The organism is uncultured Clostridium sp. (assembly GCF_963527835.1).
In the GTDB taxonomy this organism is placed as follows: domain Bacteria; phylum Bacillota; class Clostridia; order Clostridiales; family Clostridiaceae; genus Clostridium.
This window is the reverse complement of record NZ_CAURTC010000004.1, coordinates 93,450-105,941: the sequence shown is the minus strand read 5'-3', so window position 1 is coordinate 105,941 and position 12,492 is coordinate 93,450. Positions and strand designations below refer to the sequence as shown.

Here is a 12,492-nt window from a genome sequence, read left to right as displayed (position 1 = left end):
AGATAGAGAAATAGTTTATAAAAACAAATTTATATATAACTTCTATGCATCTCTTATCTTTCAGGAAATTTCCTGCAGGATTTAGCACAATTCTAACTTTCGCATTAAAGTTAGCTGTTGCTAGGCTTCATTGGGCCAGTCCCTCCACCATTCTTAATAACAGATTTATTTTTAATATGTTTATATTATATATCATTTTTTAACATTTGCAACCATAAATTTTATTTTTTTTATTATATTGCTATTTTATTAAAAATTGCATGTTATTTCTTTTATGTTTGTAATAATATAATCTACCCTTATATCATGCTTATCCATTGGTATACAATCTACTACCTGAAAATCATATGCTAAAGAGATTTTATGTATATCTTTTTTACATTTATTTAGATATCTATCATAAAATCCTCCTCCATACCCCATTCTTCCACCATTTTTATCAAAAGCAACTCCAGGCATGATTATTAAATCAATATTATCTAAATTTGTTGCTAATTCATTTTCTTTAGGTTCTAAAATCCCATGTTTATCTTCCGTAAGATTCTCTAAAGATACTATTTTAATAGCTTCCATTAATTTAGTTTCATAATTTGTCCTAGGAACATATATATTTTTCCCATCTTTTAACGCTCTTCTTATTAAAATTTTAGTATCAATTTCTGAATCATATGAAATATACACAAATATATTTTTACACTGTGAATAAAATTTACTTTTTAAAAACTTATTGTGAATTATATTATCAAAATTTTTCTTTTCTTCAGAATCAATTTCTTTTCTTAATTTTAATATTTCTCTTCTTAACTTTTTCTTGTCTTCCATAATTGTCATATTTGTTGTGCCCCCTTTTTTTATTATATTAATCAATAAATAGAATCCCCATAAAATTAATATAATAATATTTATTATGAATAAGTATAGCTAAAATTTAATATTTAAACAACTTATCTTCTTATGATCTACACTAACTTAACACCATATGGAAAATTTTAATTAGTAAAATCTATCTTAATAATATTTGATAAATATTATTTTAATTGTATAATCTATTTAATATAAAACAATAAAGGTGGGGCAATATATGAATAAATTAGAGGAAATATTAGAATTCAACAAAATCTTTGTAGAAAATAAAAAATTTGAAGAGTTTATTACAACAAAAACTCCAAAAAAGAAAATGGTTATATTATCATGCATGGATACTAGATTAACAGAATTATTACCTAAAGCTATGAATATAAAAAATGGAGATGCAAAAATAATAAAAGATGCTGGTGCAACAGTAATTCATCCATTTGGTAGCGTAATGAGAAGTATCTTAGTTTCAATATACGAATTTGGTGCTGAAGATGTTTTTGTAGTAGGACATCATGGTTGTGGTATGTGTAATTTAGATCCTAAAAATATTATAAATAAAATGATTGATAGAGGTATAGATAATGAAACTATATCTATTTTAAATAATTCTGGAATAAATATTGAATCATGGCTTCATGGATTTGAATCTATAGAAAATTCAATAGAAAAAAGCGTAACAATGATAAAAAATCATCCTTTACTTCCTAAGAATATAAGAGTACATGGCTTAATCATTAGTCCAGCTACAGGAAAAATAGATGTAATTGTAAATGGTGATATTTAAATAATCATCTTCTTATTTAAATTTTAATATTATAAAATTAGAAATATCTGCATATAAAGTTATTTCTAATTTTTTATTTTTATATTAAGCTACTAGTTATTCAAAATAAACTTTAGGTTTATTAAAAATAATTTCTTTTTCTATATTACAATTCTCTTTATCAATAGTTACTTTATAAATTTCAGGACAACATTCTTCTCTCCACTTTTTCATATAGTTAGGCGTTGCTTGTATTTCATTATAATAATTTTCATCATATATATCCGAAAATTCTAAATAAGATAACAAACTATCTTTATCTAATAAGATATCTTTTTTATTTATATTCTTTACTATTGGAATAAAAAATCTTAAAGGTACTTGATAATCAAAGTCACCTTTTATTTTTTTGCCTTCTATAATAGCTCTTTTAAAAAATAATTTATTTTCTTCACCATCTGTAAATTTAATTTTAAAAATAATTTGTCTTTTTTTATTCTTTTCTAATTTTATTATAATCACTTAATCACCATCTATCTATAATATATATAATTTAATTCTTTAGATATTATTCTATAGCTTTATTTTATCACGGAGAATATCTACTGTCTAAGAATTTAATATTTATTTAGAGTAATTAAAAAAGTGTTTTAGCTAATTTAAAAATAGCTAAAACACTTTTTATAATTTTATTCTTCAACACTCATATATGTTAATGGTAATGCTAATAATACTCCACCACCAATTATATTGCCTAATGTTACCCAAAATAAATTTTTTACTATTAACGTCATTGATAATCCACCTAATGCAAAATATCCTACTGAAAAAATGCCCATATTAGCTATGCTATGCTCAAATCCAGCAATAACGAATGCAAATACGCACCAAAACATCATTATAGATTTACCACTTTCAGATTTTAATCTAATAGTAGATAATACACCTAAACACACAATAAAATTGCATAAAATTCCTCTTATGAACAATTCAAATGCCGAAAGAGTGAATTTAGTAGCTAATATACCAGATATATATTCTTGTATTAAAGGAAGTGATGCTCCACTTTTAACAAATAAAAATGATATAACTATTGCGCCTAAAAGATTTCCTAAGTAACTTAAACACCATACTTTTAATGCCATCTTTAGAGTGCATGTTTTAGTATAAATCCCTACTGCCATAACCATATTATTACCTGTAAATAATTCACCACCTAAAAAAACAATAAGTGCTAATGCTATTGAAAATGTAGCTGCTACCATTATCCTAGCTAGCTCTGGATAATTAGGATTCAAAATAGCACCTATTGTATATGATAAAATTATTGCTACTACTAAATAAAATCCTGCTACAATCGCTCTGGTTGTATATTTCCTCGATGAATTTTGAGATAGTTCATATTTATTTCTTGCCGATTTTGAGATAATTTCAACATCACTAATATACATATCTTTTTCCCCTTTACCATTTAATTTGTTTTATTTATATAAATTAATTTTTATTTTCATATTTATATCGTAACTATAAAAAAACTATTAATTATATGAAAATTTTATAAACGTTCTCTAATAATAAGTTTAGATATTATATCCACTATATTAAATATCCAAACTTATTATTAAGAGGATTGGTAAATATATCAATAGATATAGTTAATAACTTTAACATTTGTTAAATTATTAACAAATCAATTATATTCTAATTAAGTTTCTTCTTCAATACATAAATTTATATTTTATGAGTTCATTTATTTTTAGGCATGTTTTTATTGTATTATTACTTATTCTATATTTTTTTCATTTAAAATCCAATAATCTATTAAATAGATATATTATTTATAATTTATATTTCTTATATTTTTTATGAAAACAATAACCACCATCCTGGTAATTGTTAATATATAATCAAACATTATGTGCCAAATATCTTTTAAATATACTTTAAGCATAAAAATTAAGGATTATATTAAGTGTAAAACTTAATATAATCCTATAACATATATATTTAATTTTAATATACTTTGCTAAAGTATTAATATATACATAAGAAAAATCATTTTTAAAAGTCTATATTATCAAAATTTTCTCCTGTTAAAACTAAAATATCACCACCATAAATAATTGTTTTTCCTTTTGGATGCAATATTTTTCCATTACGTTTTATCATAACAACTAATATATCTTCTGGTATATTAGCATCTATAATACTCTTGTTAGCTAATTTACTTTCTGGCTTTATTTCAAACTCTACTAATTTAGTATTCATTTCTTCCTGATAGTCATTAAAAGTTTTTAATACAGCAGTTTCATCATCAACAAGATCTAGTTTTTTTGCTATAGGAGATATTAAAGTTCCTTGTAATGATACAGAAAATAATGCTATAAAAAATACTATATGAAATATATCAAAATTTATAAATGCATCATTTGTAACTGCTAATATAGCAAAAACTATTGAAGCTGCCCCTCTAAGTCCTACCCATGAAACAAAAATTTGCTGTTTTATAGGCACTTTAAACCAGCTTAATATTGCAAAAGTTGATATTGGTCTTGCTATAAAAATTAAAAATAAAGAAATTAAAAATCCTGGTAAAAACGCTAAATGTATTTGAGATGGGAAAGATAATAATCCTAATATAAAGAATAACATTATTTGCATTAGCCAAGATATACCATCAAAAAATTTGACCAAGCTTTTTTTATTTTGTATTTTACTATTTCCAATTATTATACCTGCTATATAAACGCTTAAATAACCATTTCCACCAATCCATATGCTTAATGAATATGCTAAAATAGCAATTGCCATTACAAAGACAGGATAAAGTCCTTCTATTTCAAATGTAATATTTTTTAGAATAAAAGTACTTAATTTAGCTAAAATAACTCCAATTATTATTCCAAATAATATTTGAAATAATAAAAGTTTAAAAATTGATTGTTGTGATCCAGACATAAAGCTTAATGTTATTATAGTAAGCATATATGCTATGGGATCATTACTACCACTTTCAATTTCTAATAGAGATGCTATACCACCCTTTAAATTTAACTTTTGAGATCTTAAAATAGAAAATACAGATGCTGCATCTGTTGATGCTACTACTGATCCAAGTAGAAAACCTTCTAATAAAGAAAATTTAAGAACCCAAGTACAAAATATTCCAGTAAGACCTGCCGTTATAATAACGCCTACGGTTGACATTAATGTCGCCTTAGTAACAACTGGTTTTGCTAATTTCCAGTTAGTACAAAAACCTCCATAAAACATTATAAAAACTAATCCAAATGATCCAATATCTTCAGCTATTTTATAATTATCGAATCTTATTCCAACGATTCCTTCACTTCCAAATATCATTCCTAAAACCAAAAATATTAATAATGAGGGTACTCCAAATCGATATAAAACTTTACTAGAAAATACACAAATTATCAATACTAAAGAGGCTAAAATCAATGGTATTGTCATATACTTACATCACTTCCTTTCAATTTTAATATAAATTATTGTGATATTCAATTTACAAATTATTTAATAAAATGTATAATATTTTTAAAATCAAATAATTATACAATGATAAAATTATTATATAACTGTTTAAATATACTTTATTTTTTATTTTATATAAATAATCACATTATATATAGTATAGCATTTATGTACTAATAGGTCCAATCTAAAATATTATTAATGTAAAATAAGATTTCTATTTAATATTAGAATTATCCTTTAATAAGTATATTTATGCAAAATTATATTTGAATATTTTTAAGATTACAATAAAAGAAAACTATATATCATGATATTAAATGATATATAGCTTTAAATATAATTTTTATATTTTGAAATTAGTTTAAATAACTTACATTATAATTATTTATAAAGTTTTTAATAAATTCTAGTATTTTTTCACATTCTGATGATTTACTAGATTCAATATTAATTACTATTTTAGGTTCATGTAAAGAAAGTCTTAAAGTAAACCACCCTTCTCCAAATTTTTCATTAAATATAACTTTTATTCCATCACAATTGTCTTCATCAATTTGCATATTATCATTATCAGCAATCACTTTAGTAAAATCATATAATATTTTATTGGCATAATTATTGAAATCATTTTCATTAATTGCTAATCTTATTTCTCTTTCCTCATTTGATAACTCTAAATCACTTATTAAATCCTCAATAAATTTATCTTCTTTTTTTAATTTAGCCATAATAATAAGTATTTTTGATGCAAAATAAGCGGCATCATCTAAAAAATAATTTTCTTTTAATGCAACATGACCACTTGTTTCAATAGCCGCATAACATTCTTCATTTTTACTATTTAGTTTCATAGCCTCATTTATAATATTTTTGTATCCCTTTTTAACTTTATGATGTTTACCACCTAATTTTTTTATAAATTTGCTTACTCCATCTGATGTTACTGAATCGGTAACTATAGTAGATCCTTTATGCTCTTGCAATACTATTGCAGATATAAGTGCAATTAGAGAACTTCTATTTATAAATCTACCTTCTTTTCCAACTAAAGCAACTCTGTCTACATCCGTATCAAAAATAATTCCTAAATCAGCATGATTATCTATTACTGCATTACTTATTAAATTCATAGAAATATCCGTTTCTGGGTTTGGAATATGATTAGGAAATGTACCATCTGGTTCTATAAATTGACTTCCTGTAGTATTTGCTCCCAATTCTTCTAATACTTTCTCCTTAAAAAATCCTCCTGATCCATTTCCTGCATCTAATATAATCTTAATACCTGTTAAAGGTTTTTCATAATTTTCTAATGAGTTAATTTCTTTTCTTATTTTTTTAACTAATAGTTTAGAATAATCATTAATAAGTGGCTTAAAAACAGTCATTCTTCTTGCTTCCATTTCACTTACAAAAACATATTCTTTATTATCTTCATATTTTGATGCTATATTTAATACCTCTTGAATTTCTTCTTTATCTAAGCATCCATTTTTAGTGAATAGTTTTATACCATTATAATAATAAGGAAGATGACTTGCTGTTATCATTATAGCTCCATCACATTTGTAATCATCCATAATAGTTGTCATATACATTGATGGTGTAGTTGATAATTTGCAATCATATACTGTGACTTTACATGCGACTAGTGTGTTAATTATAGTGTGTTTAAATTCATTTCCAGTTATTCTAGAATCTATCCCCACTGATATTTTTAAATTATTAAGTTTATTTTTATTTTTTAACCATTCATGAAATGCTATTGTTATAATTTTAATTTCTTTATTAGTTAAATTTATAACTTGATCTTCATTAGTTAATACAATCCCTCTAATGTCACTTCCATTTTGTAAGTCATGCAGACAATTATTGTTCATACCCATCCCCCTATTTAATAATTTAAATAAACTAATTATTATATTAAATAATATATTATTCTATATTTTTAATATAATAATATATTATCATGTCAAACTCGTTTATATACTTATTTTACTTTTATTTGTTTAATGATGTAACATTAATATTATATAATAATTAGTTTTATGTATAAAAAAAAGCACAAAATAATCCTTAAATTATTTCATACTTTCTCTCAATCACTAAAGTAATCGTTAAATTTATATCCTATGATACTTATATAAAATATAAGTTTTGCTTTAAACATTTTATAAAATATTAAAACTATAATTAAAATTCAAATCATGTAAATATATATCCAATCTGTAAATTATATCATTTTTCTCCAAATAAATAAAGACTATATACCAATTAATATGAACAATAAGCCTCTTTATAATACAACACATATTAAACAGAATTTTTAAATAAAAATTATTTATTTTAACTATAATTAATGTTGATTTTAAACAAAGTTAGATCAAAGTAATATTGTTAATTTTACTTATATTGTATATAAATAAACCATAACATACACCTTTAATTTCTTAACATTCAAAAAAATAACTTATATATCTCTATTTTTATAGCATACCACTTTTATCATTATACATTGTATGTAGAATTTCTTCTGCTAATTCACTTAAAGGTTCACCATAAAATTCTTCATATACCTTAATTATTTCTGGATTTTCATAACTTGATCTTAATTTTACATTTTTATCTTTATTGTATAAGCCTTCTATACGTTTTTCTCTTAAAGCATCACCAAGAAATTTCTTATCTTTGGGTTGACCTCCGCCACCAATGCATCCACCACGACATGTCATTACTTCAATAACATCGTATTTTACTTGTCCAGTTTTCATCTTTTCAATTAATTTTTTAGCATTTGCTGTTCCATGAACAATTGCAACTTTAAATTCAATATCTTTAATATTTAATTTAGCTTCTTTAATACCTTCCATTCCTCTTACTGGTTTTAGCTCATATAATGTCTCTGGTGGCACTTCTTTAGTTATGTAAAAATATGTAGTACGAAGTGCTGCTTCCATTACTCCTCCAGTATTACCGAAAATAATTCCTGCTCCAGTACCACATCCAAGTAAATTATCATACTTATCTGGTTCAAGATTTTTTAAATTAATATTTTCTTCTTTAGACCATTTTGCAAGTTCTCTTGTCGTTATTACATAATCCATGTCACGCATGCCCTCAATATTATTATATTTTGCTGATGCATTCATTTCTTCTCTACGGATTTCATATTTCTTTGCAGTGCAAGGAGTAACAGCAACATTAACGATTTTTTTAGGATTAATATTCATTTGTTTTGCAAAATATGTTTTTATAGTTGGGCCTTGCATTCCAATAGGACTTTTAGCTGTTGATAAGTTTGGAATAAGTTCCGGATAAAATGTTTCAGTAAACTTAACCCACGCAGGACAACAACTCGTAAACTGTGGAAGAGGCTTTTTATTTCCCATAATTCTTTCTATAAGTTCACTAGCTTCTTCAACTATAGTTAAATCCGCTGAAAAAGTGGTATCTAATACATAATCAGCACCTAATGTTCTTAAAGCTGCTATCATTTTTTCTTCTACATAGCTTCCTTCTTCCATATCAAATTCCTCACCTAAAGCAACTCTTACTGATGGTGATGTACTAAAAATAACAATCTTTTCAGGATCTTTAATAGCTTCTTTTACTTTCTCATATTCATAAACTTCTGTGATTGAGCTTGTTGGACATACATTGGCACATTGTCCACAATTAATACAAATAGCTACATCTCCCGTTTTTTTAAGATCAAATGAATCTCCAATTGCGATATTATTAATGCATATTCTTTTACATTGTCCACATTTAATACATTTTTCTTCATCACGCATAATAGATGGATTATCAAATTCTATGGGTACTCTAATTTCTGTGAATTTATGCTTACTCATAATTTCTCCTCCTATAATTTTAATTTAAATATTTTTGATAACGTTTTAATAATTTATTAATATATGCCTTGCTAAATATATATATACTTTACTTCATATAATTAATTGAAATTTTAATCATTATTTGTATTTTAAGTATAATATATCCATATAAAAAGTCAACAATTTTTATAGGAAAATAATTATTATATAATTAAATGTCTTTCATTGCACTATCTTCTAGTTCAAATATTTTATTTATAATTAAATATTTGTATATACTTAATCCACCATCTTATTCTAATGAAATATCAATAGCTTAATTAGAAAACTCCACAATATAAAAGTAATTAGTCTTGTTATTCAAAACTAATTCATGTTGTCTTCTTGTTTTTATGCCAATCATACTCGAATATTTATCAATGGAAGTAACATACTAAATAGTTAATCATTGTTTATAATTCAGTACATCGCACATCTTCTATTCCCTTTTATCTATTTATCGTATTTTTCTTTAGTAAATCCTCCTTTTCGTTTATCCATCCTCTTATTTCCCCTATTATCTTTTTAGAATAAATCTTTTATTCTATATTTTACTTTGCTAATATCATTTATAATTTTATCAATTTATGTTCAAGCTCCATTTCAATGTTTTTAATTCTTTTACATTTTTACATAATTTCATCTCCTTAAAATAATCAAAAAAACTAGGCATTTTAAATATTTTTAAAATACCTAGTCCTCATTATTAAATTCTATTAATTTTTAGCATAATATTCTAAATGTCATACTTAGAATGCTATGAAATAATTATTAATCACGTCTTTCATAGTATAACTGTACATGTCAGATTCTAAATTACCACTAATTTCTTATAGCTTCGACTAATAATCAAATTTTCATTCAATTAAATTTCATAAATTTTAATTATTATTCTACAGTAACAGATTTAGCTAAGTTTCTTGGTTTATCTATATCGCATCCCTTAGCTTTTGCTACATAGTATGATAATAATTGAAGTGCAGCAACACTTAATACTGGTGCAAACATATCCATAGTTCTTGGAATATATATAATTTCATCTAGAACTTCTTCTAAGCCCTTAATTCCTACATAACAAACTCCAATGACCTTTGCTCCTCTTGCTTTAATTTCTACAATATTACTTACCATTTTTTCTTTTAAAGCTTCTTGAGTTAATAAAGCAATTACATTTGTTCCATCTTCAATTAATGCTATAGGACCATGCTTTAATTCTCCACCAGCATATGCTTCAGCATGAATATATGATATTTCTTTAAGTTTAAGTGATCCTTCTAATGCAACTGCATAATCTAATCCTCTTCCTAAATAGAAAACATCTTTTTCTTCATACATTTTTTCAGCTATAACTTTTATTTTTTCTCTATCTTCTAAAACTAATTCTAACTTTTCTGGTAAATCTAATAATTCTTCTTTTAATTTTTCTAATCTATCGCTCTTTAATTTGCCTAATATTTTTGCAAATGTCATAGCCATCATATACATTCCAATTATTTGAGTTGTATACGCCTTAGTAGAAGCGACTGAAATTTCAGGTCCTGCTAATGTATATAATACATGATCAGCTTCTCTTGATACTGAGCTTCCAACTACATTAGTTAATGCTATTATTGTAGCACCAATATTTTTACTATTTCTTAAAGCTGCTAATGTATCTGCTGTTTCTCCAGATTGGCTTATAACGATAACTAAAGATTTATCAGTTACTAATGGGTTTCTATATCTAAATTCAGATGCAATATCAACTTCTACTGGAATCTTTGCAAATGATTCAATTAAGTTTTTACCTACAAGTCCAGCATGATATGCAGTACCACAAGCTACTATAAATACTCTATCTGTATTTTCTAAATCTTCTTTAGTAATTTTTAAATCATCTAAAAGCATACTCTTTTCCATTGAAATTCTTCCAGCCATAGTATCTCTTATAGCTCTTGGTTGTTCATGAATTTCTTTTAACATGAAATCTTCAAATCCGCCTTTTTCAGCAGCATCTTCATTCCATGTAACATGATATATATCCTTTTGTATTTCTTTTCCATCTGTTGCATAAAGCTTAACTCCCTCATTTGAAAGAACAGCTATTTCATGATCTTCTAAAAGATACACATCTCTTGTATAGCTTAATACAGCTGGAATATCTGATGCGATGAATGATTCATCTTTTCCTAATCCTACAATTAAAGGACATTCTTTTCTTACTGCTATTAATTTATCTGGCTCGTCTTTACAAACAACACCTAAAGCATAACTTCCTTCAAGTCTTTTAAGTGTTTTAATGATAGCTTCAAATAAATTTCCTTCATAATAGTAATCAATTAAATTAGGAATTACTTCTGTATCTGTTTCTGATTTAAAAGTATATCCTTCTCCTTTAAGCCATGTTCTTAATGTTAAGTAATTTTCAATTATTCCATTTTGAACTACAGCAATTGTTTCTTTACTATTTAAATGTGGATGTGAATTAGCATCTGATGGAGCTCCATGCGTTGCCCATCTTGTATGTCCTATTCCCATGTTTCCTTCAACAGGATTTGCCTTTATATCATTTGCTAAATTAGCTAATCTTCCTTTAAACTTCCTTACTTCAATCTCTCCGTTATTAACAACAGCTACTCCAGCTGAGTCATAACCTCTATATTCTAACTTTGATAATCCATTAATTAAAAATGAAGTAGCTTTTCCACTTCCTAAATATCCAACTATTCCGCACATATTGATCTTCCTTTCTTAATTCATAATATTAAAATTACAACCTCTTTTAGATTTTTCTAATTATAAATTTAAAAATAGGCATAATAATACTCATAAATACAAAATCTAAATTAAGAAGGCTTTAACACCTAACTGGATTTGTTCTATAAATTGCTTTATAGCTTTGCCAGTTGTTAACGGTAGTGCAAATACCGTGGGGCACCCGCCGAAGTTTCGATACTCCCCAACCTCGTCAACTTAAGTGATGGTCTAAATCTTTGATTTAGTAAGCAGAACTTACCCAGTGTAATCGGGCAAGTGACACTCCAAATCTATGATTTGGTTAGTGGAACTTACTCAGCGAACATATATGAGTCGAGTTTCCTTTAAAAAGATTCTATAAAATATATTACAAATAATATTAAATCTTTTCTATTATAAAACTAACTCATTAATAAATTCATTGCCAATTATATTGTCACTTAAGTCCTGGCGCTTTAAATTATATTAATACAAATATTCCCTCCTTCTAGTTAATTTCATGCCTATGGATTTATTCTATCATATAATTTTCTTTTGTCTATAATATAATATATATCTTTCTACATAAAATTCTACAAATTTCAATATTTTCATTATAAAACAAAACAAACAGTTCTAAATGGATAATTATGGATTAACTTTATAGCTTTTTAATATATATTTCTATTTTTTAAAGTTCCAACTAAGAAATTATTAATTCACTTTAATACTTCCACAAAAAAACACTTATATCTTGCATGAATCAAAAATATAAGTGTTTAT

General features: G+C 25.1%; 8 protein-coding genes and 1 riboswitch. Of the genes, 1 reads left to right on the top strand and 7 read right to left on the bottom strand.

Translation table 11 applies throughout. The features are described from left to right. Positions 1 to 50: 50 nt before the first annotated feature. A riboswitch (SAM riboswitch) is annotated at positions 51 to 163 on the bottom strand. 86 nt (positions 164 to 249) lie between these two features. Continuing rightward, entirely contained in the window at positions 250 to 831 is a 582-nt protein-coding gene (locus tag RYM86_RS03990; RefSeq protein ID WP_315077982.1) for a 5-formyltetrahydrofolate cyclo-ligase, read from the bottom strand. Positions 832 to 1,081: 250 nt separating this feature from the next. Here RYM86_RS03990 and RYM86_RS03985 point away from each other — a divergent pair, with 250 nt between their 5' ends. Beyond that, positions 1,082 to 1,642, top strand: coding sequence for a carbonic anhydrase (locus tag RYM86_RS03985; RefSeq protein WP_315077980.1), 561 nt, complete (start codon positions 1,082 to 1,084; stop codon positions 1,640 to 1,642). A 96-nt stretch (positions 1,643 to 1,738) separates the two neighbouring features. Here the strand turns inward: RYM86_RS03985 and RYM86_RS03980 are convergent, their stop codons facing one another. The 6 genes from RYM86_RS03980 to glmS form a co-directional block, all read right to left on the bottom strand. Further along, positions 1,739 to 2,143: a hypothetical protein gene (locus RYM86_RS03980; RefSeq protein ID WP_315077979.1), complete on the bottom strand. Its 405-nt coding sequence runs from the start codon at positions 2,141 to 2,143 to the stop codon at positions 1,739 to 1,741. Between the two features lie 167 nt (positions 2,144 to 2,310). Continuing rightward, a complete protein-coding gene (locus tag RYM86_RS03975) occupies positions 2,311 to 3,072 on the bottom strand; it encodes a formate/nitrite transporter family protein (protein ID WP_315077977.1) in 762 nt (253 codons plus the stop codon). 610 nt (positions 3,073 to 3,682) lie between these two features. Further along, positions 3,683 to 5,095 (bottom strand): potassium/proton antiporter, encoded by a 1,413-nt coding sequence (locus tag RYM86_RS03970; RefSeq protein ID WP_315077976.1) that lies wholly within the window; start codon positions 5,093 to 5,095, stop codon positions 3,683 to 3,685. 380 nt (positions 5,096 to 5,475) lie between these two features. Beyond that, complete coding sequence (locus RYM86_RS03965; RefSeq protein WP_315077975.1) at positions 5,476 to 6,999, bottom strand: phosphomannomutase/phosphoglucomutase; 1,524 nt, start codon at positions 6,997 to 6,999, stop codon at positions 5,476 to 5,478. A 606-nt stretch (positions 7,000 to 7,605) separates the two neighbouring features. Further along, positions 7,606 to 8,973 carry a [FeFe] hydrogenase, group A gene (locus RYM86_RS03960; RefSeq protein WP_315077973.1) on the bottom strand — a complete coding sequence of 456 codons (1,368 nt, stop codon included), beginning with the start codon at positions 8,971 to 8,973 and terminating at the stop codon, positions 7,606 to 7,608. A gap of 909 nt (positions 8,974 to 9,882) precedes the next feature. Further along, complete coding sequence (gene glmS, locus RYM86_RS03955; RefSeq protein WP_315077970.1) at positions 9,883 to 11,709, bottom strand: glutamine--fructose-6-phosphate transaminase (isomerizing); 1,827 nt, start codon at positions 11,707 to 11,709, stop codon at positions 9,883 to 9,885. Positions 11,710 to 12,492: the final 783 nt, after the last annotated feature.

Coding starts and splice junctions, on each gene's coding strand:
- RYM86_RS03990 (WP_315077982.1), bottom strand. CDS start 831: ATGACAATTATGGAAGACAAGAAAAAGTTAAGAAGAGAAATATTAAAA.
- RYM86_RS03985 (WP_315077980.1), top strand. CDS start 1,082: ATGAATAAATTAGAGGAAATATTAGAATTCAACAAAATCTTTGTAGAA.
- RYM86_RS03975 (WP_315077977.1), bottom strand. CDS start 3,072: ATGTATATTAGTGATGTTGAAATTATCTCAAAATCGGCAAGAAATAAA.
- RYM86_RS03970 (WP_315077976.1), bottom strand. CDS start 5,095: ATGACAATACCATTGATTTTAGCCTCTTTAGTATTGATAATTTGTGTA.
- RYM86_RS03965 (WP_315077975.1), bottom strand. CDS start 6,999: ATGAACAATAATTGTCTGCATGACTTACAAAATGGAAGTGACATTAGA.
- RYM86_RS03960 (WP_315077973.1), bottom strand. CDS start 8,973: ATGAGTAAGCATAAATTCACAGAAATTAGAGTACCCATAGAATTTGAT.
- glmS (WP_315077970.1), bottom strand. CDS start 11,709: ATGTGCGGAATAGTTGGATATTTAGGAAGTGGAAAAGCTACTTCATTT.